Annotated in this window: 20 protein-coding genes and 3 pseudogenes; 15 read left to right on the top strand and 8 right to left on the bottom strand. The window is 45.3% G+C overall.

Features of this window, described 5'->3' with window-relative positions:
• Window positions 1-5: 5 nt before the first annotated feature.
• Window positions 6-2,324, bottom strand: coding sequence for a nitrite reductase large subunit NirB (gene nirB, locus V6D42_RS17695; RefSeq protein ID WP_333514110.1), 2,319 nt, complete (start codon window positions 2,322-2,324; stop codon window positions 6-8).
• A gap of 181 nt (window positions 2,325-2,505) precedes the next feature.
• Here nirB and V6D42_RS17690 point away from each other — a divergent pair, with 181 nt between their 5' ends.
• From V6D42_RS17690 to zinU, 5 genes and pseudogenes are all read left to right on the top strand, one after another.
• On the top strand, window positions 2,506-3,711 hold the full coding sequence (locus tag V6D42_RS17690; protein WP_333514109.1) for an MFS transporter: 1,206 nt from the start codon (window positions 2,506-2,508) through the stop codon (window positions 3,709-3,711).
• 131 nt (window positions 3,712-3,842) lie between these two features.
• Complete coding sequence (folE2, locus tag V6D42_RS17685; protein ID WP_326196135.1) at window positions 3,843-4,751, top strand: GTP cyclohydrolase FolE2; 909 nt, start codon at window positions 3,843-3,845, stop codon at window positions 4,749-4,751.
• A gap of 2 nt (window positions 4,752-4,753) precedes the next feature.
• Window positions 4,754-5,336: pseudogene (locus V6D42_RS17680) on the top strand (L,D-transpeptidase).
• An 83-nt stretch (window positions 5,337-5,419) separates the two neighbouring features.
• Window positions 5,420-6,562 (top strand): FAD/NAD(P)-binding protein, encoded by a 1,143-nt coding sequence (locus tag V6D42_RS17675; protein WP_333514108.1) that lies wholly within the window; start codon window positions 5,420-5,422, stop codon window positions 6,560-6,562.
• 44 nt (window positions 6,563-6,606) lie between these two features.
• Entirely contained in the window at window positions 6,607-7,800 is a 1,194-nt protein-coding gene (gene zinU / locus V6D42_RS17670) for a zinc metallochaperone ZinU (RefSeq protein ID WP_333514107.1), read from the top strand.
• 47 nt (window positions 7,801-7,847) lie between these two features.
• Here zinU and V6D42_RS17665 read toward each other — a convergent pair whose 3' ends face one another.
• Window positions 7,848-8,528, bottom strand: coding sequence for an amino acid ABC transporter permease (locus tag V6D42_RS17665; protein ID WP_168746901.1), 681 nt, complete (start codon window positions 8,526-8,528; stop codon window positions 7,848-7,850).
• Between the two features lie 9 nt (window positions 8,529-8,537).
• Window positions 8,538-9,401 (bottom strand): transporter substrate-binding domain-containing protein, encoded by an 864-nt coding sequence (locus V6D42_RS17660; protein WP_333514106.1) that lies wholly within the window; start codon window positions 9,399-9,401, stop codon window positions 8,538-8,540.
• A 113-nt stretch (window positions 9,402-9,514) separates the two neighbouring features.
• On the opposite strand from V6D42_RS17660, the pseudogene V6D42_RS20375 reads away from it, so the two are divergent.
• The 8 genes and pseudogenes from V6D42_RS20375 to V6D42_RS17625 all read left to right on the top strand — a co-directional run.
• A pseudogene (locus V6D42_RS20375) lies at window positions 9,515-9,631 on the top strand (glutathione-dependent formaldehyde dehydrogenase); the annotation flags it as partial.
• Window positions 9,632-9,645: 14 nt separating this feature from the next.
• Window positions 9,646-9,747: pseudogene (locus V6D42_RS17655) on the top strand (formaldehyde dehydrogenase); the annotation flags it as partial.
• Between the two features lie 12 nt (window positions 9,748-9,759).
• The gene (locus V6D42_RS17650; RefSeq protein WP_326204061.1) at window positions 9,760-10,215 is read left to right on the top strand and encodes an RDD family protein; all 456 of its coding nucleotides are present in this window, start codon (window positions 9,760-9,762) and stop codon (window positions 10,213-10,215) included.
• A gap of 80 nt (window positions 10,216-10,295) precedes the next feature.
• Window positions 10,296-10,631, top strand: a complete 336-nt coding sequence (locus V6D42_RS17645) for a YckD family protein (RefSeq protein WP_333514105.1) — start codon at window positions 10,296-10,298, stop codon at window positions 10,629-10,631.
• Window positions 10,632-10,767: 136 nt separating this feature from the next.
• Entirely contained in the window at window positions 10,768-11,187 is a 420-nt protein-coding gene (locus V6D42_RS17640; RefSeq protein WP_024120173.1) for a MarR family winged helix-turn-helix transcriptional regulator, read from the top strand.
• Window positions 11,178-11,516, top strand: coding sequence for a DUF3147 family protein (locus tag V6D42_RS17635; protein WP_333514104.1), 339 nt, complete (start codon window positions 11,178-11,180; stop codon window positions 11,514-11,516). The genes V6D42_RS17640 and V6D42_RS17635 overlap by 10 nt, the downstream gene beginning before the upstream one ends.
• A gap of 16 nt (window positions 11,517-11,532) precedes the next feature.
• Window positions 11,533-12,261, top strand: a complete 729-nt coding sequence (locus tag V6D42_RS17630) for an AAA family ATPase (protein ID WP_333514103.1) — start codon at window positions 11,533-11,535, stop codon at window positions 12,259-12,261.
• A 72-nt stretch (window positions 12,262-12,333) separates the two neighbouring features.
• Window positions 12,334-13,767, top strand: a complete 1,434-nt coding sequence (locus tag V6D42_RS17625) for a glycoside hydrolase family 1 protein (protein ID WP_333514102.1) — start codon at window positions 12,334-12,336, stop codon at window positions 13,765-13,767.
• Window positions 13,768-13,802: 35 nt separating this feature from the next.
• Here V6D42_RS17625 and V6D42_RS17620 read toward each other — a convergent pair whose 3' ends face one another.
• The 5 genes from V6D42_RS17620 to hxlA all read right to left on the bottom strand — a co-directional run bounded on the left by V6D42_RS17620 (window position 13,803) and on the right by hxlA (window position 17,886).
• Window positions 13,803-14,201: a competence protein ComJ gene (locus tag V6D42_RS17620; RefSeq protein ID WP_010332984.1), complete on the bottom strand. Its 399-nt coding sequence runs from the start codon at window positions 14,199-14,201 to the stop codon at window positions 13,803-13,805.
• Between the two features lie 26 nt (window positions 14,202-14,227).
• The gene (gene nucA, locus V6D42_RS17615; protein WP_268444264.1) at window positions 14,228-14,665 is read right to left on the bottom strand and encodes a DNA-entry nuclease; all 438 of its coding nucleotides are present in this window, start codon (window positions 14,663-14,665) and stop codon (window positions 14,228-14,230) included.
• A 186-nt stretch (window positions 14,666-14,851) separates the two neighbouring features.
• The gene (gene tlpC / locus V6D42_RS17610) at window positions 14,852-16,576 is read right to left on the bottom strand and encodes a methyl-accepting chemotaxis protein TlpC (protein ID WP_333514217.1); all 1,725 of its coding nucleotides are present in this window, start codon (window positions 16,574-16,576) and stop codon (window positions 14,852-14,854) included.
• 114 nt (window positions 16,577-16,690) lie between these two features.
• On the bottom strand, window positions 16,691-17,248 hold the full coding sequence (gene hxlB / locus V6D42_RS17605; RefSeq protein WP_333514101.1) for a 6-phospho-3-hexuloisomerase: 558 nt from the start codon (window positions 17,246-17,248) through the stop codon (window positions 16,691-16,693).
• Between the two features lie 5 nt (window positions 17,249-17,253).
• On the bottom strand, window positions 17,254-17,886 hold the full coding sequence (gene hxlA / locus V6D42_RS17600) for a 3-hexulose-6-phosphate synthase (protein ID WP_010332988.1): 633 nt from the start codon (window positions 17,884-17,886) through the stop codon (window positions 17,254-17,256).
• 230 nt (window positions 17,887-18,116) lie between these two features.
• On the opposite strand from hxlA, the gene hxlR reads away from it, so the two are divergent.
• Complete coding sequence (gene hxlR, locus V6D42_RS17595) at window positions 18,117-18,479, top strand: transcriptional activator HxlR (protein ID WP_003241118.1); 363 nt, start codon at window positions 18,117-18,119, stop codon at window positions 18,477-18,479.
• A gap of 576 nt (window positions 18,480-19,055) precedes the next feature.
• The coding region (srfAA, locus tag V6D42_RS17590) for a surfactin non-ribosomal peptide synthetase SrfAA (RefSeq protein WP_333514100.1) at window positions 19,056-26,819 on the top strand (7,764 nt) is incomplete at its 3' end.

Here is a 26,819-nt window from a genome sequence, read left to right as displayed (position 1 = left end):
ATGCCTCATCCTTTCTTCATTGCGCCAGACTGTACAGGCTGATTTTGCAGCAATGACAGGTCTGTTTGGAGGTTTTCCAGCAGCTGTGTCCGCAAATCCTGTTCAAATAATACCTCTCTGATATGAATGATGCCGAGGCGGTCAATCCACTGATGAACCGCTTCTGCGTAGTGAGCCGTTTCGCGATAATATTGAAGAAGACCTTTCATCATAATGGCAGTGTTTTCTTCGCTATCTGTCACACAAAACAGCATTCCGGAACGGGCATGTGCTCCCCGGATGCCGCCAGTGTAAATGTCCCAGCCCTCTTGTGTTTGAATGGCGCCGATATCCTGTATAGCTGCCGTTGTGCAGTCTTTTTCACACGACAAGCTGATCGATATGTGATCGGGCATGGGAAGCATATCAGCATGTCTTTCGATATGGCTTGCCAGCTTTTGAATAGATTGATCTTCTCCGCACGTACATGCTAAGACACTTCGCAGCGTGCGGCGGTGCTGATGAGAGAAAGCCGGCATGTTCAGTTCTTTTTTGATGTTTGCAAGGTCATTTGGATGGAATCCGGAAAGCTTCAGCCTCTGGCCGTGAGTAATTGAAACATAGGGGATACCGTATGTCTCAATGATGTTTGCGATGTTTCTGAGGTCCTTCGCATTTGTCAGTCCGCCGTACATTTGCGGAATGAGGGTGCATGTATCCTGGGCCGATGCTTTAGGGGACTGGATATAGCCGGGCTGCAGCAATTCCATATAATAGTGAAGCGCCGGAATACAAACATTGCATCCGTTTTTCGTTTTCCAGTCAAGCTGATTCATTACCTCAGCAGGATCAGTGAAATGACAGAGGTGCAGTTCGGCGATGACTTCGTCTTCCGTCAAATCAGTGCAGCCGCAAAACGAAGGCTGGCCGGCGGGTTCTGTATATTCGCTGCTGGCCATGTATTCCAGAAGGTCTTCAACGAGCGGCTTGCAGCCTCCGCAAGAGCCGGATGCTTTTGTGCACTGCTTGACTTCTTCGACCGTTTTTAAGTCTTTCGTGTGCACCGCTTTTTCAATTAGACCTTTTGTCACTGAGTTGCATTGGCAAATGGGTTCAGTGGGAGGCATGGATGCAAATGAAATGCCGCTTTGTTCTGGTTCGATCAGCTGCTGTTTGACAATGGAAATGTCTCTTTGCTTGAGAAGGCTGTCGAGAAGCCGCTGTTTATCGCGTGTGTCTCCGAATAAAATAACGCCAGACAGTTTGTCGTTCTCAAAGAGCGCTTTTTTGTAGCAACCGGCATGTTCATCATGAAGCTTCATGCTCGTCGTGCCTGCGTCATCCTGCACCTTTCCTGCCGACCACACATCAATCCCCGCTATTTTTAAGGCTGCCGATTGGGCAGAGCCATGATATCCTTCACATGGGACGCCGCAGATGTGCTGTGCGAGGACTTTTCCTTGTTCATAAAGAGGCGCGACCAATCCGTATACCATGCCGTTATGCTCGGCGCATTCCCCGACGGCATACACATTCGGTTTGCTCGTCTGCATGAATTGATTGACGATGAAGCCGCGGTTTGCGGCGAGTCCGGCTGATGCAGCCAATTGGATATTGGGTCTTACACCAGCCGCCAATACAATCAAGTCTGCTTTTATCGAAGAACCGTCGCTGAACAGAATACCATCTGCCCGTGAGCCTCCTGTAATGGATGCTGTGTCTTTCTCTAAAAGAAAGGTTAAGCCTTTTCGTTCGAGCTCAGACCGCAGCAGATGAGACGCTGTTTGATCGAGCTGTTTTTGCATGATGTTGGGGGAGTGGTGAATGACGCTGACATCCATGCCCAGGTGCCGCAGGCCGACAGCCGCTTCAAGGCCTAATAAGCCGGCGCCGATGACCGCTGCCTTTTGATAACGTTCAGCCATGCTGATAATAGCTTGACAGTCTTCTATTGTCCGAAAGCCGTAAACACCCTCTTTGTCTGTCCCGGGTATGGGGAGAATATGAGGGGAGGAGCCTGTTGCTAGGATCAATTTGTCATAGGACAGGCTGCGTTTTTGATCTGTAGTGACTTGCTGCAAATCTGTGTTGATTTGCACGACCGTTTCTCCAGTGTAAAGTGTTATGCCTTGCTTGGCGTACCATTCATTGCTGTTCAGCACAATGTCATCGAGCGATGCCTCCCCCTGTAAAACGGAGGATAAGAGAATGCGATTATAGTTGGGATGCGGTTCGCTGCCGAAAATGACAATCTCAAACATGTGACGATGAAGCTTCAATATTTCTTCAATACAGCGAATTCCGGCCATTCCGTTCCCTGCTACGATTAATCTTTGTTTCTTCATTTGCCAGACCTCCTTTGCCTCAGCTTGTAAGTTTTTCTCCTACCAAAAATTATGGCACAATGCTCAGTTAACGCATTAAACGTGTCACATAAGCTTACACATGTCTTTTCCGAAAAAATAAGGTCATATATTCTTGATTCAGAAAATTGAAATTCTTAATGGGTCAAGAAAGGGGAATGTTATGAAGCTGTCGGAACTGAAAACAAGCGGTCACCCATCCACTTTGCTCTGCTCGTTTTTATACTTTGATGTAAGTTTTATGATATGGGTTATGCTCGGAGCGCTCGGTGTTTATATTTCTCAGGATTTTGGCCTGTCTCCCTTTGAAAAAGGACTTGTCGTAGCTGTGCCGATTTTATCGGGGTCTGTGTTTCGGATCATATTAGGCGTGTTAACGGACAGAATCGGTCCGAAAAAAACAGCTGTCATCGGGATGCTGGTGACAATGATCCCGTTGCTTTGGGGGACATTTGGAGGCCGGTCTCTGACTGAACTTTATGCGATCGGCATTCTGCTTGGCGTGGCAGGCGCGAGCTTTGCTGTTGCGCTTCCTATGGCAAGCCGGTGGTATCCGCCTCATTTGCAGGGACTTGCAATGGGGATAGCGGGTGCGGGTAATAGCGGCACCTTGTTTGCGACACTGTTTGGCCCTCGGCTTGCAGAGCAGTTCGGCTGGCACAGTGTGATGGGAATTGCGCTTCTTCCTCTGATCATCGTCTTTGTTCTATTTGTTTTCATGGCCAAGAATTCCCCTGAACAACCGGCACCGCAGCCGCTCAAAAACTATTTGCAGGTGTTCGGACAAAAGGAAACGTGGTTTTTCTGTCTGCTGTACAGCGTCACGTTTGGAGGTTTTGTGGGGCTGTCCAGCTTTTTGGCGATATTCTTCGTCGATCAATATCAGCTGTCAAAAATTCATGCAGGAGATTTCGTCACATTATGTGTAGCAGCCGGCAGTTTTTTCCGGCCTGTAGGGGGCTGGATTTCAGATCGTGTCGGGGGCACGAAGGTTCTTTCTGTGTTGTTTGTTATTGTGGCCCTTTGCATGGCCGGAGTCAGCAGTCTGCCGTCTCTTTCAATGGTTATCATCCTTTTATTTGTCGGAATGATGGGACTCGGAATGGGCAACGGAGCAGTGTTTCAGCTCGTCCCGCAGCGCTTCCGGAAAGAAATTGGAATGGTGACGGGTATCGTCGGCGCAGCAGGAGGCATCGGAGGTTTCTTTCTGCCAAACATTTTAGGGTCATTAAAACAGATGACAGGCACATATGCCATCGGATTTATCACATTTTCCTGTATCGCATTGCTGGCGTTTGTGCTTGTGATTGCCGCAGGATATTACTGGAGAAAAAGCTGGGGCGCGGAAAGCAGCCCGGTGGATGTTTGATGTTTGAATGGGAGACACGCGATTGTGCGTGTCTTTTTTTTTGCTGTTTTCAACTTTCCCTTGATTTTACCTCGTGAACCGATCAGAATAAATAGTAATTATTACGATTTAAATTGGAAGGAGTTTTCTGATTGGAACAGCACATTCTGCTCCCGGGAAAAACGGAGCGTCTTCACTATTTTGGGTCGGTCAGTCCCATGAAAGGGCAAAAGCCTGTGGAAAAGGAGAACATGAAGGATCTTCAGAATATTAGAAAAGACTATTTTTTTGATATTCAGCAAGTAGGTGTCACCAATGTGTCTCACCCGGTTACTGTTGTCTCAGCGATGAAGCCTTTTCAGCAAACGACAGCAGCGAACTTTACCATGACCGCCAGCCTGCAGCGGAATCAGAAGGGCATCAATATGAGCAGGTTAACAGAGCAGCTTCAACGCTATCATCAAAACGGCTGGGTTCTCTCTTTTTCTTCCCTTCAGCAATTTACGAAAGAGCTTGCAGAAAACATGGATCAAATCTCGGCTTGCGTCGAAGTGCGGTTTCCGTGGTATTTCGAAAGAAAGAGTCCAATGCTTGAGAAAGCGGGGCTGATGCATGCTGAGATGTTGATGTCTGTTGCCTATCACGAAGATCAGCCGTTTAAACAGCGGGCTGGTATCTCAGCGAAAGTAACGACTCTTTGTCCTTGCTCTAAGGAAATCAGTGAATACAGTGCCCACAATCAGAGAGGAACGGTCAGCATTTTGGCCGATATTCATCCGGCGGCACTGCTCCCAGTCGATGTCAAAGCCGATTTGCTTCACGTTGCAGAATCAAATGCAAGCGCGAGACTGCACCCGGTGCTAAAGCGTCCGGATGAAAAGGCCGTAACGGAAACCGCATATGAAAATCCCAGATTTGTTGAGGATCTAGCCCGTCTCATTGCCGCAGACTTGTATGAGCTTGAATGGGTGTCGGCCTTTGATATTGAATGCCGCAACGAAGAATCAATTCATCTGCACGATGCCTATGCGAAGCTTAGGTTTTCAAAACAGGAGGAATGACTATGAAACTTTCATTCTTATTTATTGCTGTTTTTGCGCCGGCAATTCTGATGTCAGCTTGTTCTCTCATGCGGAAGAGAAAGCGGGATCTCAAATGAAGAAAACAGACAAACATATAACGGTTGCGCCAAATAGGGAGAAACCAAGCATTGATTGGACTAAGCCTTCCGGCGGTGAATCCCCCGATATCAAGCAGCTGAAAGATGTCTGGATTGATGTGGACGTGAAACTGCAGAAGGCTTACATAAAAGCCGTGAACAAAACTTTCTATACCATGATCATTTCATCAGGACTTGATCAAACCAATGATGCCACACCGAAAGGCACATTTCATATCAAGCCTGAACGGGGAGAATGGTTTTTCTCCGAAGGATATCAGGAAGGAGCGGAATACTGGGTCTCATGGAAAAACATGGAGAATTTCTTTTTCGCAGCGTACCCATGAGAAAGGACAAGAAAGTTATTGAAAAGGAAGCAAAAAAATTAGGGACAAAAGCATCCCATGGATGTATCAGACTTGCCATTCCAGATGCGAAATGGATATACAAAAATATACCTGAATACACAAAAGTTGTGATCAACTGATAGAAAGCAGTTGACAAAAAGGAAAAAAGAACATACGATTTAAATCGTAATAATTACGTTTTGTGCAGAAAGGAGTTACTCCTATGTATAAATGGCTTATCATTGGCGGCGGAATCCAAGGCTCGACCTTGGCTGTGCATCTAGTGAAAAGCGGAAAGGTGTCTATACAGGATCTTGCGGTCATTGATCCTCATGAACAGCCTCTTGAGTGCTGGAAACGAAATACGGGCCGCATTCAGATGAACTATTTACGCTCTCCATCGGTTCATCACATGGATACCGAGCCGTTCAGCCTGCAAACGTATGCGGATAAAAGCCAGTGGCCGGAGGTATTCTTCGGAAGGTATAAGCGCCCCTCTTTATCGCTTTTTAATCAGCATTGTGAAACGGTATTGGATGAGATACATATTGATCAGGCGTGGAAGAGAGGTATGGTGACAGACTTGAGAAGGAGAAACGGATTGTGGGAAGTGAGGACAGATGCCTCCGAAACAATCATGAGCGAAAGAGTTGTACTAGCTATGAGTTTTTCACAACAGCCTTGCTGGCCGGAGTGGGCAAAGCCATTTCAGAATGAAGGTATTTACCATGTGTTTGACAGGAATGTGGAAGGGTTAAGACAGGAAGGTGGTAAAGCGGCAGTTGTGGGCGGAGGGATCACGGCGGCTCATTATGCCATCAAGCTCTCAGATGACGGGTACGACGTGACGATGTTCGTGAGGCATCCATTTCGCACCTATGATTTTGACAGTGATCCGGGTTGGCTTGGCCCGAAATATATGAAAAGATTCAGCAAAACGTCAGACTACCAAAAGAGAAGACAATGGATCACAAACGCCAGACATCGCGGCTCCTTCCCGAAGGACATCTCAAGAAAACTTGCTGTTTATAGAGAAGAGGGCAGGATAAAGGTCATTCAGGATGAAGTGATATCATGTCAAAAAACAGCTTACGGCCGGCTGTACATACAGCTGAAGAAAAATGAATCGTCATACACATTCGAACATATCGTGCTGGCAACAGGCTTTGCCTCTGACATCAGCCGATTCGAGTGGGTTCAAAAAGCAGCGCAATCAGAGCAATTGCCTATTGCCGGCAAGGGTTTGCAATGGGGGAACGGGTTATACGTGATGGGTGCCTTTGCGGAACTTGAAATCGGGCCGACAGCGAGAAATATTTCCGGGGCGCGAAAAGCAGCATTCACCATTGCACAAACGGTGAAGTAAATGGTTTAAATCGTAATGATTCTATTTTGAGAGGATGAGATCACATGAAAAAAATTCCGGTTACAGTACTAAGCGGCTATCTTGGCGCGGGAAAAACAACACTGCTCAATAACATTTTGCAAAATCGCGAAGGCTTAAAAATAGCCGTTATTGTAAATGACATGAGCGAGGTAAACATTGACGCTGGGTTGGTCAAACAGGAAGGCGGGCTTTCCAGAACAGATGAAAAGCTAGTGGAAATGTCAAACGGCTGCATTTGCTGCACACTTCGCGAGGATTTGTTAGTCGAAGTGGAGAAGCTGGCAAAAGAGGGACGGTTTGATTATATCGTAATCGAATCGACGGGAATCAGCGAACCGATCCCGGTGGCCCAGACATTTTCTTATATTGACGAAGAGCTGGGAATCGATCTCACAAAGTTTTGTGAGTTAGATACGATGGTGACAGTGGTCGATGCGAATCGTTTTTGGCATGACTATCAGTCGGGTGACAGCCTTCTGGACCGCAAAGAAGCACTCGGGGAAGAGGATGAAAGAGAAATTGCCGACCTTTTAATCGATCAAATTGAGTTTTGCGATGTTCTGATCTTAAATAAATGTGATTTAGTCAGCGAGCAAGAGCTTGAACAGCTTGAGAAAGTCCTTCGCACTCTGCAGCCAAGGGCTACATTCATTCGCGCTGTCAAAGGGGACGTCAAGCCGCAGGAGATTTTACATACAGGGCTATTTAACTTCGAGGAAGCGAGCGGATCTGCCGGCTGGATAAGAGAGCTGACGGCAGGCCATGCAGCCCATACTCCGGAAACCGAGGAATATGGCATTTCTTCATTTGTTTATAAAAGACGACTGCCGTTTCATTCAACGCGCTTTTATCACTGGATGGATCAAATGCCTAAAAATGTTGTCCGCGCCAAAGGCATCGTCTGGTGCGCATCGCATAACAGCCTCGCTCTTCTGATGTCACAAGCCGGCCCGTCCGTAACGATTGAGCCGGTATCCTATTGGGTGGCGGCGATGCCGAAGCTTGAACAGGAGCAAATCAAACAGCAGGAGCCGGAAATATTAGAGGATTGGGACCCAGAGTTTGGCGACCGTCTGACGCAGCTGGTGTTTATCGGAACAGACTTGGACGAAGAAGCCATTACAAATGAGCTTGATCAATGTTTGCTGACTGAATATGAGTTTGATTCCGATTGGTCGCTGTTTGAAGATCCATTTAAATGGAAGCTGAATCAATAGGAAAAAGCCGTCTCCTGCGGAGCGGCTTTTTTTAATGAAACGTTTGTTTAAAGATAATGCGCGTATTTCTTCTCAAGGATATTCTGAAACGCCGCCGCAACGGAGCAGATGGCCCAATAAATGAGTGCGGTCAGAATATACATCGTCATGTAATCAAACTCTCGGCCCCCGATAATTTTCGCATGCTGGAGCAATTCCGGCACCGTAATCATCGCGGCAAGCGAGGATGCCTTAATCAAATCGAGCAAAACATTGGCGAGCGGAGGCAGCGCAATGCGGATCGATTGCGGCAAAATAATCCCCCTCATCGTCTGCCAATATGAAAGACCGAGCGAGGATGCAGCTTCCCACTGTCCTTTTTCAACGGATGAAATGGCTGAACGGTTAATTTCCGCAATATAAGCAGCGCTGTTAAGGCTAAAGCCGATCAAGGCGGCCGTAACGGCAGAAAATTCAATGCCGATATAAGGGAAACCAAAATAAAGAATAAACAGGATTACCAAAATCGGAACGCCGCGCATAAAAGAAATGTAGAGACGCGCCGGCCATCTCAGCAGGGCAATCTTAGACATTCTGGCGAGCGATATAAACAGTCCGATCACCGTTCCGGCAAACATGCTGACAAAAGAAATAAGCAACGTGTATCCAATACCCTTTATAACATAAGGAAACGATTCTATCGCCAGCTGCGTGTTGAAAATATATTCCCACTGAATGCTGTATATCATGGCGTCTGATTAAAGGTCAACGTCTTGAACGTCGACATCCAGTTTCTTTGATACATCCGCTTTATTGAAGAATTGTTTCGACAGCTTGGTCAAAGTGCCGTCATTGCTCATCTTTTTCAGCGTCTCGTTCATTTGTTTCTGAAACTCAGTATTGCTTTTTTTCATGACAAGCGCCTGTTTATTCGGCATGTACTTGATGTCAGGATGGATCGTGATGTTAAGATTCGGAAATGCCGCCAGTGCGAGTGTCTGCAGGTAATAGTCGTTTAAGATGACATCAGTGCGGCCGTTGGCAACATCTTTTAAATACTGCTCGTTGGTCGCGTTATCATAAATAACTTCTTGGGCGCCGTATTTTCTGGCAACGTCCATATAGACAGTTGTCGCTGCGCCAGCCGCTTTTTTCCCTTTTAAATCTTTCAGCGTTTTTATCCCTGATAAATCATCTTTTCGGACAATGGCTGTGCCGTATGAATATTTATAAGGAGAAGAAAACGCGAACTTCTTCTCGCGGTCCTTTGTCACATCTATATCATTGGCGGCAGCGTCAACCTGGCCGCTGTTCACCGCTGTCAGCATCCCGTCGATGCCCATTTCCTTGAACTCGACTTTCAGCCCGAGACGCTTAGCCGCTTCTCGAACAACTTCAACCTCATAGCCTGTCAGTTGATCCTTACCTGAATCGGTATCATGATAGGACGTAGGATAAAGTGTGCCGGACGTAGCAACGACGATTTTTCCTTTTTCTTTGATCTGCTCCCAGCCTGTATTCTTGGAACCGGCTTCATCTTTGCCGGAACAGGCTGCCAATATAAGAAAGAAAGCCATTGTTAAGCTAAAGATAACGGCTTTTGATTGCTTAAATGATTTCACCTATGTTTCCCCCAATCTGTTAATCAACTAAAAAGATAGCATTGAACATAGGGGGTTGCAATATGTTGATGGCGTTTTCAAAAAGTTCGAATTGTGTATACAAATGAGACTGTGAGTTTAAAAGCAGCAAAGAGGTTGAAGCTCCTCGGATTCAGGAAGCAAGAGATGCTGTTATCAGAATTACGGCAACAGGTATTTGCGGCTCTGATCTTCATCTGGATAAAACGGGATTCCGGCTGCGCCTGATATCATTACGCACAAATTAAGTCTTGCTGATTCCCCTAGAGCATATGATATATTCGATAAGAAAGAAGACAGCAACATCAAAGTCAAATTGAAACCATAATGGGGGAGTTACATGAACATCTATAAACCGGCCGGATTTTGGATCAGACTAGGAGCTTCATTACTGGATTACATTATTGTCTCGGTGCCCCTTTTGCTGATTTATTGGCTGATCACAGGAAAAGACCCGAACGACAGCATGATCATCAGCCTGGTCATTTTGCTGTACTCTATTTTGCTGCCGGTATTTTGGCAAGGGTATCTCATCGGAAAAAGGATTTGCGGAATCAGAATCGTAAAAAAAGACGGGTCACAGGTAGGCCTGGTAACCATGATTATGCGAGTCATCATTGCCGCCCTGGTTTACGGCATAACCTTCGGGCTCGGTTTAATTGTCAGCCTGTTTATGATCGGGCTGAGAGAAGACAAACGGACGCTGCATGATTTTATCGCAGGAACATACGTTACTTACGCAGCACCGGGAGAAGAAGAACTTTATACAGACGAACAGATCAGAAAGAGCGAATAATGGTTCGCTCTTTTTATTTTGTATACATAAAAAACAGAATGAAGCAAAATATATGAAAAAAGATAGGAGGAATAAACTGGATGAAAAAAGTGAAAGTCAATATCATCGGAATGCTCATTGCCGCGGCTGTTATTTCTTTAACTGGCACAGCTGAAGCGGCGGAAAAACAAAAGCAACAGCCGCCTGCAAACGTTACACTGACTGAACAGCAAAAGAAAGAAATTGAACAGCTGGAAGCAGACATATTAAAAAAACGCAAGGATGTCATCTCAAAGTATGTAGAATACGGCGTTCTGCCTAAAGAAAAAGGAGATCACATCAAAAATCACATGGTCCAACACTTTGAAATGATGAAACAAAACGGCTTTGTTCCGAAACGCCATTCTCATCAGCATAAATTTGAAAAGAGACATTAGGCTTTAAGCATCCAATTGAGATTGGATGCTTTTTTGATTAAAGGTATTATCCATTATGATATTGAAGTTTTTTTATAAAATTATATCGTTCAAAAAGAATATATCGTAATATAAGATATAAAGAGGGGTGTGAATAATGGAACTGGATTTCATAAATAAATTAAATCAGCAATGGACCGACATCTACTATTCATTACACTACAAGCAAAAAGATAACATTTCTCATCAGGCGATACGACTCATGCAGCATATTGAAAAGCAAGGTGAGGCAACAATAGGAGCTTTAGCAGAGTATTTATCTGTCTCTCATAATACAGCATCTGAACATACAAAACGGTTGATTCAAAAGGGATTGGCAGCTAAACGTCGAAGTCAGCAAGACGAACGTAAGGTTTTGGTAGTTTTAACAAAGGAAGGACGCTCTGTTCTTGAACAGCATACTCAGCTGGACAAAGAGAAATTAAAAGAAATAATCGAACGAATAAGCTCATCGGAAAAGGAATTGATTCAACAAGCATTTGAAATTTTAAGCAAGGAAGCTAAACAATGGCGGTAATCAGTAAAGTAATCATCTCAGCACTGATTATTGGATTCGTTACTGAAATATCAAAAAGACATCCAACCTATGGAGGGATTATTGCAGCTTTGCCCTTAGTCAGCTTGTTAAGCCTGTTTTGGATGAAAGTGCAGGGCGAAAATACAGCACAATTGAGTCAATTTGCGTCTGGTGTGCTTAAGGGCATACCTGCTACGGTTTGTTTGCTCGCGGTAATGGCGTACTTATTGAAAACGAATGTTCCATTCTGGTTAGCGCTATGCTTTGGAGTCCTAGGATGGATCGCTTTTTTGCTACTGCAAAAGATTTTTTTGAATATATTCATTTAACGCGAGAGGAGAAGCTATGTATTTAAAAAAGGTCACACTCCTTAGAGAAAAGATCCCGTCCTTTGACAGATACCCATTCACTATCCCTGCTGTAAGTCAATTACACGAAATTTCATTTACCAAAGAAGTGACTTTTTTTGTCGGAGAAAACGGCTCGGGGAAATCAACTTTACTTGAAGCAATTGCGGATAAGTGTGAATTTAATACAGCGGGCGGCAGCCGTCATAATATCTATGAATTGCAGGAGTCAGACTCTCATTTGGGAGATTACATACGTTTATCATGGCTTCCTAAGATCACAAATGGTTTTTTCTTAAGAGCAGAATCGTTTTATCAGCTTTCTCTTCATCTTGATGAAGTGGAACGAGATGCTCCACAGCCATATCTCTCCTATGGCGGGAGGCCGCTGCACAAGCAATCACATGGTGAGTCTTTTATGTCGCTGTTCCATCATCGTTTTAAAGGAAAAGCCATTTATCTTTTAGATGAGCCTGAAGCTGCTCTTTCTCCCTCACGGCAGTTAGCTTTTTTGAGAGTCATACACGATTTAGTGAAAGGCGGAAATGTACAGTTCATCATTGCCACTCACTCTCCAATTTTGCTGGGTTATCCGAATGCTGACATTTTCAGCTTTGACGGGGGCAGTATTCATCATACAGAATACGAAAGCACTGAACACGTCCAGTTAACCAGGTATTTTCTTGAACAAAGAGAGAAAATATTAGCTGAGCTGTTCCGGGATTAACATCGTGTTGCTATGAAACGCGTTTCATAGCCTATGATAGGTTTATCAAATACTTCAGGAGTGATTAACACAATGATCCATCAACATCCAGAATCTTTTCCGAAACATTTTTTATGGGGCTCGGCTTCAGCAGCTTACCAGGTTGAAGGAGCATGGAACGAAGATGGCAAAGGCCCTTCTGTATGGGACGTGTTTACGAAAATCCCCGGCAAAACGTTTAAGGGCACCAATGGTGATGTTGCAGTTGACCATTATCACCGTTATAAGGAAGATGTCGCTCTGATGGCTGAGATGGGGCTGAAGGCATATCGATTCTCTGTCAGCTGGCCGCGTATTTTTCCAAAAGGAAAAGGAGAAATCAATGAAGCCGGTCTGGCATTTTACGATAACCTGATTGATGAATTGCTTTCTCATAACATTGAACCGGTTTTGACTTTATATCACTGGGATTTGCCTCAGGCGCTTATGGACGAGTATGGCGGTTTTGAGTCGAGAAACATCATAGAGGATTTTCATCATTACTGCATGACTCTTTATAAACGCTTTGGGCAGAAAGTGAAATATTGGGTAACGTTAAATGAACAAAACTACAATTTTAATCACGGCTTTCTTACAGCCATGCATCCGCCTGGCGTGAAGGACAGAAAACGATTTTACGAAGCAAATCATATTGCGTTTCTGGCAAATGCGAAAGCCATTGAGTCCTTCAGAAAATATGTGCCCGAAGGCAAAATAGGACCAAGCTTTGCTTATTCTCCCGCATACCCTTTAACCAGTCACCCTGAGGATATCACAGCTTTTGAAAATGCTGAAGAATTTATGAATAATTGGTGGCTGGACATGTACTGCTGGGGAACCTACCCGCAAATTCCTTTACGCTATTTGGAAAAACAGGGATGGGCGCCGACAATCGAACCGGGTGATATGGAGCTGCTTGCCAAAGGGAAGCCGGATTTTGTAGGTGTCAACTATTATCAAACGATTACTTACGAACGAAATCCGCTCGACGGCGTTTCAGAAGGGAAAATGAATACGACGGGCCAAAAAGGGACCAATCAGGAAACAGGGATGCCGGGACTATTTAAAACTAAGAAAAACCCGAACCTCACAACGAGCAACTGGGATTGGACGATTGATCCGGTAGGATTGCGTATCGGGCTTCGCCGTATTACGACACGTTATCAGCTTCCTGTGTTTATTACAGAAAACGGTTTGGGAGAATTCGATAAAGTTGAAAACGGCACTATACATGATGATTATAGAATTGATTATTTGCGATCGCATCTTGAGCAATGCAGACAGGCCATTAGTGATGGAGTCGATTTGATCGGATATTGCAGCTGGTCATTTACTGATCTGTTAAGCTGGCTGAACGGTTATCAAAAAAGATACGGCTTTGTTTATGTGAATCGTGACGAAGAGAATGAATATGACTTAAAACGATTGAAGAAAAAAAGCTTTTATTGGTATCAGGACGTTATTAAGAAAAATGGAGAAAATATATAAAGAGTCCCTGAGAGTATTCCTCTCAGGGCTTTTCATTAGACGGAAACAGCATCAATGATGTAAGTGTCAGCATGCAGATCTGACAGCTCAGCCGGTACAGTGTAGCATGTGAATTGATAGTTCCCATTAGGCAGGTCAAAGGAGAGCCTTTTGGACATGATGCTTTCAATTTCAATTCCGTCTTTTGTGACGTGAAAAGGAACAGTCACTTTTTTTTCATAGGATGCTACTGTTTCTGAACTGTTAAGGCGTAAAAGAATATATACCTTTGAATTTCGCTGTGCCTCAAACGAAATGGCTTCGTCCGCTTCCGCATATCCTTTTTCAATCGCTTCATCTGTCCAATCGATGACAGGCGGTGCGGAACCCTTTTGAAATACAGTAAATTGATGATATGAAATCGTCAGTTCTTGCGGCTTCCATGATTTGATCAATGTGCTGTTCCTCCTCTTTTAACTGTTTACTGAATCGTAAATAAAACCTTTGTGCCATCAGGGTAATCGGTCAGCTGATGCCCGACCCAGGAGCCTGCGCCGCGATTGTCAGCGGGAGAAATATATTCTACAGAAGCCCCTTCACCGCCTTCTTTGCACATGGCCATTGGCCATTCATCTCGGTCATACCCTGTTTTGGTAGGTACGTCTTTCAATGATTGTTCGCGGCGTTCCTCAGCTCCGTCTCTATCTACAGTGCACACATCTGAATGCCCCTCACTTATTGCATCCTTGATATGATTTGCTGTCTCAGGATAACGCTCAGAAGGGAAGGCTATTGTTTCGTCATATTCTTCTGTTTGAGACGTTTTTTGTTCGTCTGAGAAAAAGTCTCCCTTAATCAGGCCAACAGCTGCAGCTGCTATGACAACTATTACGAGAAGTAAAGTTTTTATATTGTCCATTCGTGATGATCACCTCCCGCGTCAGCAACTTTTAAAACTGCTCCAAGAGTAATGCAGAAAGGGCTTGGTGTAAAGATTAACATTTTTTGTTTTGCCTTAGGTTTATTGCAGGAATCGTCATTTTAGCAGATCGAAATATTCATTTTTAAAAAAATAACGTTATCAAATTGAAATATTAATACGAGATTATAAGCTGTTTTCAGGTTGATTAATCATTTTAAATTGGCTTATGATACCGGTAAGCTCTTCAGCTAAATGGGATAACGTTTCCGAGGCCGCAGTAATCTCTTCCATTGCAGCAAATTGCTCTTCTGTTAAAGCTGCTGCCTGCCGGGTATTTTCTGTTGATTCTTTAATGTCTGTTGTGTTGGCGGCAAAGGATTCATTTATTTTTTGCGTACTTGCTGAAATGTTGGTAACAGATGCTGATAAATCGCTGATTTCCGCAGTGATTTCATCTGTTGCGGCTGCAATTTCTTTAAAGGCGTCTCTGGTGCGGTGGATCATGTTTACACCTTCAGCAGCTTCTGTTTTCACATGTTCAACAGACTGCGCAGATACAGTCATATCATTTTTTATCTCAGCGATTAATTTGGAAATCTGTCCGACAGACCGTTGAGATTCTTCTGCTAATTTGCGAACTTCATCAGCAACAACGGCAAAGCCTTTGCCGTGTTCTCCGGCTCGGGCAGCTTCAATTGCCGCATTAAGGGCAAGCAGGTTTGTCTGGTCGGCAATTTGGGTGATGACAGATAAGATTTGTTCAATTTGTTTAGAGAGGCCGTCCAGCTGCTGAATGATCTCACCGCTTTTTTCAATCGAATGGTGAATGGTATCCATTTGTGCCTGAACATTTGAAATTTCTTTTTGGCCAATGTCTGCTTTAGATTGCGCAAGCTGTCCTTTCTCAGCAATGGCAACAGTATTTGAAGAAATTTGCCGTATGTCAGCCGTTGTTTGCTCTAGTGATTTTTCACTGTTTTCAATTCGTGTGATTTGATGCTTGGCTCCGTTTGCAATATGCTGAACAGCTTCTGTGATTTTTTCTGAAGCTTGATTTGTTTCTTCTGCTCCGGCTGAAAGCTGCTGAGAGGCTGATGCAAGCTGAAGGGCCGATTGCTGTACGGTTTGGATTGTCTGATTCAGCTTCATTCTCATCTTATTATAGTAGACACTCAGTTCTGCTAACTCATCAGCGGACTTGTCTGAAACTTCTATTGTCATATCTCCGTTTCCGGCGCTTTCAAAGGCGTATTTTAACACGTTTAGCCGCCGATTGATTCTTCTGGTGAAAAGCAGAACAAGGATGACAGATATAATAATAACTACAGCGAGAACGATAGCGAATTGAGTGAACAGCGATTGGGTAAGCGATGCTAAAATGCTTTGATTGGCTCCTGTATACAGCATACCGATAATGTTGCCTTCCTTATCTTTTAAGGGCATATATGCTGTTTGATAAGAGGAGCCGGCCACATCTGCTTGTCCGTAGAATTGCTTCCCGTTTTTTAAAACAGCGTCAGTGACTTCAGCAGAAGCTTGAGTGCCGACAGCTCTTTCGCCGTCTTTCATTACGTTGGTTGCCACCCGTGTATCTCCTTGAAAAATCGTTACGGTGTCACCTGTTTTTTTGCCAAGCAGATCAACAATGTCTTCATTTCCGTTTATTTGTGTCTCGCCTTTATACAGCTTATCGTTTTTTACCTCCCAGTTCCCTAAAATCACGTCGTCAATATACGTGCTGCTTAAAGCAAGATCACCTTTCGCCTTGTCAGTGGCCATTTTTTTCATGCTGCTTGTAATGTCTTTAAGCATCACGGCGCCGACTGATAGAGAAAACAATAGAATAACCGCGAAGACCAAGCCGAGAATTTTAGTTCCAAGCTTCAGCTTTATTTGCTTTTTCAATATAATTCCTCCCTTTGTATATTTGTAGGTCATATTACTTATCGGGTTTTTGGGTTTAAAGTTTTATTTTAGAGGAATATCAAAAACCGGCCTGATCTCCAGGCCGGTTATGTGACGCTATTCAAGGTTTGCGTGGTAAGTGAACATGGTTTCAGAATCGAGTCCTTTTTTCTCCATGAGTTTTAAAATGACTGCATCATAGAATAGCAGCAATGTTTGCTCAAATAATGATCCCATTGGCTGTATGGTTTGATAGCTTCCGTTTGACCGGTCTTTAGGAGAACCGGGCATTTTGACGATGAGATCCGATTGTTTTCCGATGCTCGAATCCGGATTGATGGTTAGAGCGGCAACAATTCCATGTAAGCTTTTTGCTTTAGCTGCTGTGTTGATCAGGCTCTTTGTCTCGCCTGATCCTGAGCCGATAATGACGAGATCTCCTTTGCGGAGCGGCGGAGTGAGAACCTCACCGACAATATGAGCGTTGAAGCCCATGTGCATCAGTCTCATTGCGAAGGATTTTGCCATCATGCCAGAACGGCCCGCGCCCGCAGTGAAAATTTGATTGGACGAAAGAATGTGATCGGCAAGCTGATCAGCTTCTTCATTAGAAATATAAGCCGCTGAACGGTGTAACTCATTGAGAATTTCCGTTACGTATTCAGTCGTTTTCATATGAATTATCCTTGGGATATAAGCTGTTTCATTTTAGAAGCTGTCTCTGCTTTATCGGCTGCGCTTGTAATTCCGCCCCCAACAATGACAAGGTCGGGGTTTTGTTTGATCACTTCTGGCAGTGTATCAAGTTTGATGCCGCCCGCAATTGCGGTTTTTGCGTTTTTTACTGTATTTTTGATTGTCGTTAATTCTTCGAAAGAGTTTTTGCCCTCTGCTTGAAGATCATATCCAGTGTGGACGCAGATGTAATCAACACCGAGTGCGTCAATTTCTTTCGCGCGGGATTCAATATCTTTCACGTTAATCATGTCCACTAAGATTTTCTTCTTCTGTTTTTTGGCTTCTTCTACTGCACCTTTAATCGTTGCATCGTCTGTAGCCCCTAACACGGTGATGATGTCAGCTCCCGCTTCCGACGCTTTCATAATTTCGTATCCGCCGGCATCCATGATTTTCAGGTCTGCCAGGACCTTCAATTGCGGAAATGTTTCTTTTATTTCTTTAACGGCTCTGAGGCCTTCATTAATGACAACCGGTGTTCCGATCTCAACTACGTCGATGTATTGTTCCACTTCTTTGACAAGCTCGATGGCTTCCGGGATATTTACCAGGTCTAATGCCAGCTGTAATTCCATTGTTGATCCACTCCCTTATTCGAATTATTTCTCATTCTATAGGTTCCCTCTTTTGATGAGAAGTAGGCACTTTGAAGTCAACTAGTTACTTGGAGGATACTGTGAGAAGAGGCAATCAGATTTCTTTCGCTTGGTTTTGTGAGTGAGTATAATAAAAAGAGCCTGCTAAAAAGTAAGTAAGTGATGATACGTATCTAACATATGAAAAGTATACTAAGGGGGGATTTCTTTTGAGCCGGATGGACGACAAAAGGTTTAATTGTGAGAAGGAATTGACGCTAGCGGTGATCGGCGGTAAATGGAAAATGCTTATTTTGTGGCATTTAGGAAAAGAAGGCACAAAACGTTTTAATGAATTAAAAGCCTTGATTCCTGATATTACGCAGAAGATCCTCGTGAATCAGCTGAGAGAGCTTGAGCAGGATATGATTGTTCACAGGGAAGTGTATCCGGTTGTCCCGCCGAAGGTTGAATATTCCTTGACCCCGCAAGGAGAAAGCCTGATGCCTATTCTTGATGCCATGTATGAGTGGGGGAAAGGCTATATGGAATTGATTGATATCGACAAAAATGTCATTAAGGAATCGTTGTAAGGCGCTCTTGGTTAAGGGTGTCTTTTTTTTGCCTGATTTTGGTTTTTGGGCGGTAAACAAATGGGATGTAAAGATTGTAAATGGCTTCCAACAGTAAATGGGTTGTAGCGGAGTGGCTCAATTTAAAAATTTTTATTTTTCTGTAAATAATGTTTAATGGAAATTTTTGCGGTATCCCGCAAAAATACCCCTGTAAAAGAACTGGAATCTTTTCGGTATCCCGCATGGAACTTTTCACCCATTTTTCGGTGATAAAAACAATTTTTTCATTTAAAGTGAACGTTAGAAAGGTTAAAAATATTGAAAACAATGAAGAATTAGGCAAAAATGTTTCTCTTTGGTGAAAAAGAAATTGCAGTCTTTTTCTGCCTGTGTCGGCCGCCCGCAATAAAGGCTTACGGCACCCATTTTTAAGGTCCGTAGGTGTTTTTTGTTTGAATGCAACGCTTTTGAGAAGTAGTACTTTCGGCTTTTTGATCAGTTAGTTCATTAGGTTCAAAAGCTGTCAAGGGATACGAAAGAGAAATCAACCTGCACATGTTGCAGATTAATGAAAATTAGGGGAGGTAAGATAATATGGAAATAACTTTTTATCCTTTAACTGATGCACAAAAACGAATTTGGTATACAGAAAAATTTTATCCTCACACGAGTATTTCAAATCTTGCGGGTATTGGTAAGCTGGTTTCAACTGAAAAAATTGACTGGAAGCTTGTGGAGCAAGCGATCCAAGAGTTTGTCCGCAGAAATGACGCAATGCGTCTTCGTTTGCGTCTCGATGAAAACGGAGAGCCCGTTCAATATATAAGCGAGTATAAGCCTGTTGATATAAAACATACTGACACCTCTGGAGATCAGCATGCGATAGAATCCATTTCACAATGGGGCCGGGAGGAAACGAAAAAACCTCTGCCTCTGTACGATTGTAATTTATTCCGGTTTTCCTTGTTTACCATCAAAGAAAATGAAGTATGGTTTTATGCAAATGTTCATCATGTGATTTCTGACGGGATCTCCATGAACATTCTCGGAAACGCCATTATGCATATTTACTTGGAATTAGCAGGCGGCTCAGAAACAAAAAGAGGAATCTCGCATTCATTTATCGATCATGTTTTGTCTGAACAGGACTATGCTCAATCAAAGCGGTTTGAAAAAGATAAAGCGTTCTGGAACAAGCAATTCGAGACAGTGCCTGAACTCGTTTCCCTGAAACGGAATGCACCTGCAGGCGGCAGTTTAGATGCTGAGAGATTTTCTAAAGATGTGCCTGAGGCGCTGCATCAGCAGATTTTATCCTTTTGTGAGGAGCACAAGGTCAGCGTTTTATCGGTATTTCAATCGGTGCTTGCCGCCTACTTGTACAGAGTCAGCGGGCAGAATGATGTGGTAACTGGTACATTTATGGGCAACCGGACAAATGCGAAAGAGAAGCAGATGCTCGGCATGTTTGTTTCTACGGTTCCGCTTCGGGCAAACATTGACGGCGGACAGGCGTTTTTTGATTTTGTTAAAGACCGGATGAAGGATTTAATGAAGACTCTTCGGCATCAAAAGTACCCATATAATCTTCTCATCAATGATCTCCGTGAAACAAAAAGCTCTGTGACAAAGCTGTTTACCGTTTCTCTTGAATATCAGGTGATGCAGTGGCAGAAAGAAGAGAATCTTGCCTTTTTGACTGAGCCCATTTTCAGCGGAAGCGGATTAAATGATGTTTCGATTCATGTGAAGGATCGATGGGATACTGGGAAACTTACAATTGACTTTGACTACCGTACTGATTTCATGACGTGTGAAGAAATTAAAATTGTTTGTGAACGCATGATGACATTGCTTGAGAACGCACTTACGCACCCGAATCATACGATTGATGAATTGACGCTGATTTCTGAGGCGGAGAAAGAGCGGCTGCTATTGCGGGCTGGCGGTGAACCGGTCAATTACCGCAAGAACATGACGATTCCGGCGCTGTTTCAAGAAAAGGCTGAATCGCTTGCTGATCAGCCTGCGGTTGTGTTTGAACATCGAGCATTGTCCTATCGAACGTTACATGAACAATCATCACGCATTGCCAGTGTGCTGAAAGAGAAGGGTGTTCGTGCAGACAGCCCGGTTGCCGTTTTGCTCGAACGCTCTGAACGGATGATTACGGCTATCATGGGGATTTTAAAAGCCGGCGGAGCCTATGTGCCGATTGACCCCGAGTTTCCGGCAGAGCGCATCCAATTTATTTTGGAGGACTGCGGTGCGGACTTCGTCTTGACTGAATCGAAGGTTGCGTCCCCTGATGCATCTGCTGAGCTTATTGACTTTGATCAGGCGATTGCAAGCGGTGCTGATGCTATTTTGGATGTCAATGTGAATGCTGGTGATCTTGCCTACATTATTTATACGTCGGGAACAACCGGACGTCCAAAAGGAGTGATGATCGAGCATCGCCAGGTTCATCATTTGGTTGAATCTCTGCAGCAGACCATTTATCAGAGTGAGAGCCAGACCCTGCGGATGGCATTGCTTGCGCCGTTCCACTTTGATGCGTCAGTGAAACAGATTTTCGCGTCGCTTCTTTTGGGACAGACTCTTTATATTGTACCGAAGAAAACGGTGACGAATGGCGCTGCTCTTGCGGAGTATTACCGCAGACACGGAATTGAGGCGACGGACGGAACACCGGCCCATCTGCAAATGCTGATAGCTGCGGGAGATTTGACTGGTCTTAAGCTCAAACACCTGCTGATTGGCGGGGAAGGTCTTTCTTCTGTTGTGGCGGACAAGCTTCTGACATTGTTTCAAGAAGCGGGTGCCGTTCCTCGTTTGACCAATGTGTACGGGCCGACTGAAACGTGTGTGGATGCATCTGTTCATCCGGTTCATCCGGACAATTCAGTTCAATCAGCGTATGTGCCAATCGGGAAAGCACTTGGGAATAACCGCTTGTATATTTTGGATCAAAAAGGCCGTCTGCAGCCGGAAGGCGTGGCGGGTGAGCTTTATATCGCGGGTGACGGTGTTGGACGAGGCTATTTAAACCTCCCGGAATTGACAGCTGAGAAATTTTCACAAGACCCGTTTGTGCCTGGTGACAGCATGTATCGTACCGGAGATGTGGTGCGCTGGCTTCCGGATGGAACGATCGAATATTTAGGAAGAGAAGATGATCAGGTCAAAGTTCGCGGATACCGCATTGAGCTTGGAGAAATTGAAACCGTGCTTCAGCAGGCGCCTGATGTTGCCAAAGCTGTCGTCTTGGCAAAGCCTGATGCCCAAGGGAATCTTGAGGTTTGTGCGTATGTTGTGCAAAAAGCGGAAAGCGAATTTGCTCCTGCGCTTTTGCGGGAACACGCGGCAAAACACCTTCCTGACTACATGGTGCCGAACTACATCACAGAAATCACAGAAATTCCGCTCACGCCAAGCGGAAAAGTTGACCGCCGCAAGCTGTTTGCGCTTGAGGTAAAAGCGGTAAGGGGAACAGCGTATACCGCACCTCGAAATGAAATGGAAAAAACAATCGCCGAGATTTGGCAGGACGTGCTGAGCGTTGAGAAAGCGGGGGTCTTTGACAATTTCTTTGAAACGGGCGGTCATTCATTGAAGGCAATGACGCTTTTAACAAAGATTCATAAGGAAACGGGCGCTGACATCCCGCTGCAATATGTGTTTGAGCATCCGACCATCGCCGCTCTTGCTGAGGCGGCCGAGCGTAAAGAAGGCCAGACGTTTGCGGCGATTGAGCCAGCTGAAAAACAGGAACATTACCCGCTTTCTCTGGCGCAGCAGCGGACGTATATTGTCAGCCAATTCGAGGATGCGGGAGTCGGATATAACATGCCGGCGGCAGCTATTTTAGAGGGACCTTTAAACATTCAAAAACTGGAACACGCATTTGGCGGGTTAATCAGCCGCCACGAGTCGCTGAGGACATCATTTGTGCTTGAAGGCAGCATACCGAGACAAAAAATTCATGACAGCGTCCAGTTCAACATCGAGATGATTGAAAGAAGCGGCCGTTCAAATGAGGAGGTTATGACTTCTTTTGTCCGCCGGTTTGACTTATCGAAAGCGCCGCTGTTGAGAGTCGGATTGATGGAGCTTGAAGAAAACCGTCATATGCTTCTGTTTGATATGCACCATTTGATTTCTGACGGTGTTTCCATCGGCATTATTTTGGAGGAACTGGCACAGATTTACCGCGGTGAACAGCTTCCTGAGCTTCGTCTTCAGTATAAAGATTACGCCGTCTGGCAAAGCGCGCAGGCTGCTGAAGGCTACCAAAAGGATCGGGCGTATTGGAAGGAAGCCTTTGCGGGTGAGCTTCCTGTGCTTCAGCTTCTATCCGATTATCCGAGACCGCCTGTCCAAAGCTTTGAAGGAGACCGGGTTTCCATCAAGCTGGATGCAGAGTTAAAGAATCGCCTGAATCGTTTAGCTGAAAAAAATGGCGCCACACTTTATATGGTCATGCTGTCAGCCTACTATACGCTCCTGTCTAAATATACGGGGCAGGATGACATCATTGTCGGCACTCCGTCAGCGGGCAGACATCATTCTGATACAGAGGGCATTGTCGGAATGTTCGTTAATACGCTCGCTATTCGCAGTGAAGTGAAGCAGGATGAGACATTTAACAGCCTGCTCACACGTGTGCGCCAGCAGGTTCTGGATGCCTTTTCTCATCAGGATTATCCATTTGAATGGCTTGTTGAAGACCTGAACATCCCGCGTGATGTAAGCAGACATCCGTTGTTTGACACGATGTTCAGTCTCCAAAACGCGGTGGCGGGCATTCCGGCTGTCGGTGATTTGACATTGTCGATTCATGAAACCAACTTCAACATTGCCAAATTTGATGTAACGGTTCAGGCAAGAGAAACGGACCGAGGCATTGATCTTGATTTAGACTACAGCACAAAACTGTTTAAACGAAGCACGGCAGACAGGCTGCTCACGCATTTTGCGCGCCTGCTTGAAGATGTAGTTGCTGAGCCTGAGAAACAGATTTCTGAGTACAACCTTCTTTCTGAAGAGGAAGCCGCTTCACAAGTTCAGCAGTTTAACCCGGAAAGAACGCCTTATCCGAAAGACAAAACGATTGTTCAGCTGTTTGAGGAGCAGGCTGCCAAAACGCCGGATCGCCCGGCACTTCAATATGAAGGGCAATCGCTCACATATCGAGAGCTGAATGAACGGGCCAACCGTTTAGCGCGCGGCATTCTTTCAATGGGAGCAGGCGAAAGCAGGACAGCGGCCGTCCTATGTGAACGGTCAATGGACATGATTGTGTCCATCCTGGCGGTATTAAAATCCGGTTCGGCTTATGTACCGATTGATCCGGAACACCCGATTCAGCGGATGCAGCATTTCTTCCAAGACAGCGGAGCGAAAGTGCTTCTCACCCAGTCGAAATTAAAGGCGTTAGCAGAAAAAGCTGAATTCAAGGGTGTCATCGTGCTCGCTGATGAGGATGAAAGCTATCACGGCGATGCGCAAAATCTCGCTCTGCCGTTTGATTCTGCGGCCATGGCCAACCTGACGTATACATCCGGAACCACAGGAACGCCAAAGGGGAATATCGTGACACATGCCAATATTCTGCGCACGGTTAAGCAGACGAATTATCTCAGCATCACGGAACAGGATACGATACTCGGACTCTCAAATTATGTATTTGACGCATTTATGTTTGATGTGTTCGGTTCTCTTTTAAACGGCGCGAAGCTTGTGCTTGTTCCGAAAGAAACAGTTCTGGACATGGCTCGTCTTTCTCGCGTCATTGAGCGGGAGAACATCAGCATTCTCATGATCACGACAGCTCTGTTCCACCTTCTTGTGGACTTGAATCCGACATGCTTGTCGACTTTGCGCAAGATTATGTTCGGGGGAGAACGGGCTTCTGTAGATCATGTAAAAAAAGCGCTGCAGACCGTCGGAAAAGGCAAGCTGCTGCACATGTACGGCCCATCTGAAAGCACGGTTTTTGCGACATATCATCCGGTTGATGAATTGGATGAGCATACGATGTCCGTTCCGATTGGAAGACCGGTCAGCAATACGGAAGTGTACATTCTTGACCGCGCAGGACATGTTCAGCCTGCCGGCATCGCGGGAGAACTGTGTGTCAGCGGGGAAGGCCTCGTAGAAGGTTATTACAACCGCCCTGAACTGACTGAGGAGAAATTTGTGCCGCATCCGTTTAAAAAAGGCGAACGGATGTATAAAACGGGTGACTTGGCAAGATGGCTGCCGAATGGCGATATCGAATTTATCGGACGGATCGACCACCAGGTGAAAATCCGTGGACAGCGCATTGAGCTCGGAGAAATTGAACACCAGCTGCAAAGCCACGATCGTGTGCAGGAGAGCGTTGTGCTTGCCGTCGATCAAGGTGCGGGTGACAAACTGCTTTGCGCGTACTTTGTCGGGCAGGGTGAAATTACAGCGCAAGAGCTGAGAGAGCATTCGGCAAAGGATCTGCCGGCGTACATGATTCCTGCGGTATTTATCCAAATGGACGAGCTGCCTCTGACCGGTAACGGAAAAATCGACCGGCGGGCGCTTCCGCTTCCTGACGGCAACATCTCAAATGGTGTTTCATATATTGCGCCGCGCAATGAAATAGAACAAAAAGTTGCAGACATTTGGGCACAGGTGCTTCAAGTTGAAAAGATCGGCATCTATGACCAATTCTTTGAAATCGGCGGACACTCGTTAGCGGGGATGAAGATGCTTGCCTTGATTCATCAGGAACTGGGCGCTGAGCTTTCTCTCAAGGATCTTTTCCAATCACCGACCGTTGAAAGCTTAGCACAAGTTATTGCCGCCGCAGAAAAAGGAACAGCGGTCAGCATAAGACCGGCAAAGACACAAGAGACGTATCCAGTTTCTTCTCCGCAAAAACGGATGTACGTGCTTCAGCAGCTTGAAGGAGCGAACACAAGCTACAACATGCCATCGGTTCTGCGCCTGAAGGGTCATCTGGATGTTGAAAGGCTCAAATGTGTAATGAATCAGTTAATGGAGCGTCATGAAGCCTTCAGAACAACCTTTGAAATAAAAGACGGAGAAACGGTGCAGCGAATCTGGGATGAAGTGGCGTTTGATATGGCATATTTCGAAGCGCCAGAAGAAGAGACCGAGCGGATCGTTTCTGAGTTTATCCGTCCGTTCACACTTGACCGGCTGCCGCTGTTCAGAATGGGGCTGATCAAGCTGTCAGAAGCTGAGCATCTGCTGATGTTTGACATGCACCATATTATTTCTGACGGAGCGTCTGTCGGCGTGCTGATTGATGAACTCTCAAAGCTGTACGACGGAGAAACCCTTGAGCCGCTTCATATTCAATATAAGGATTATGCCGTGTGGCAGCAGCAGTTTATTCAGTCCGAGCTGTACCGGAAGCAAGAGGAGCATTGGCTGAAGGAGCTTGACGGAGAGCTGCCTGTGCTGACTCTTCGGACTGATTACAGCCGTCCTGCGGTTCAAACGTTTGAAGGTGACCGGATTGCGTTTGCATTGGACGCAGGAAAAGCGGATGCTCTTCGCAAGCTTGCAAAGGAAACGGATTCCACTCTGTATATGGTTCTTCTGGCGTCTTACAGCGCGTTTTTATCAAAATTGAGCGGCCAAAACGATATCATTGTGGGTTCGCCGGTAGCCGGACGTTCTCAAGCGGACATCAGCCGCGTCATCGGTATGTTTGTCAATACACTGGCGATGCGCACGTATCCGAAGGGCGATAAGACGTTTGCGGATTATCTTGGTGAAGTGAAAGAAACGGCACTTAGCGCATTTGAAGCGCAGGATTACCCGCTTGAGGACCTGATCGGAAAAGTTCAGGTTCACCGTGACACAAGCAGAAATCCTTTATTTGATGCAGTATTTTCTATGCAAAATGCGAGCATCACAGATTTAACAATGAAAGGAGTCGAGCTTGAACCGCATCCGTTTGAACGGAAAACGGCCAAGTTTGATATCACGCTGACAGCTGACGAAACCGGCGGAGGGCTCACATTTGTTCTTGAATACAATACGGCGCTGTTTACACCGGAAACGATTGAACGATGGAAGCAATACTGGATTCAGCTTTTAGGAGCAGTAACAGAAAATCCAAACCAGCCGCTTTCCAGCCTGTCGCTCGTCAACGAGACAGAAAAACAAACGCTCTTGGAGGCATGGAAAGGAAAAACACTGCCTGTGCCGACAGACAAAACGGTTCATCAGCTGTTTGAAGAAACCGTTCAGCGCCACAAGGATCGCCCGGCTGTCACGTATAACGGGCAGTCATGGACGTACGGCGAGCTGAATGCGAAGGCGAACCGTCTGGCGCGGATTTTGATT

The sequence above is a fragment of the Bacillus sp. 0909A genome, from assembly GCF_036765115.1.
Classification (GTDB): Bacteria; Bacillota; Bacilli; order Bacillales; family Bacillaceae; genus Bacillus; species Bacillus mojavensis.
Note: the sequence above shows the minus strand (reverse complement) of the source record. Positions and strands in the feature narration are given on the sequence as shown.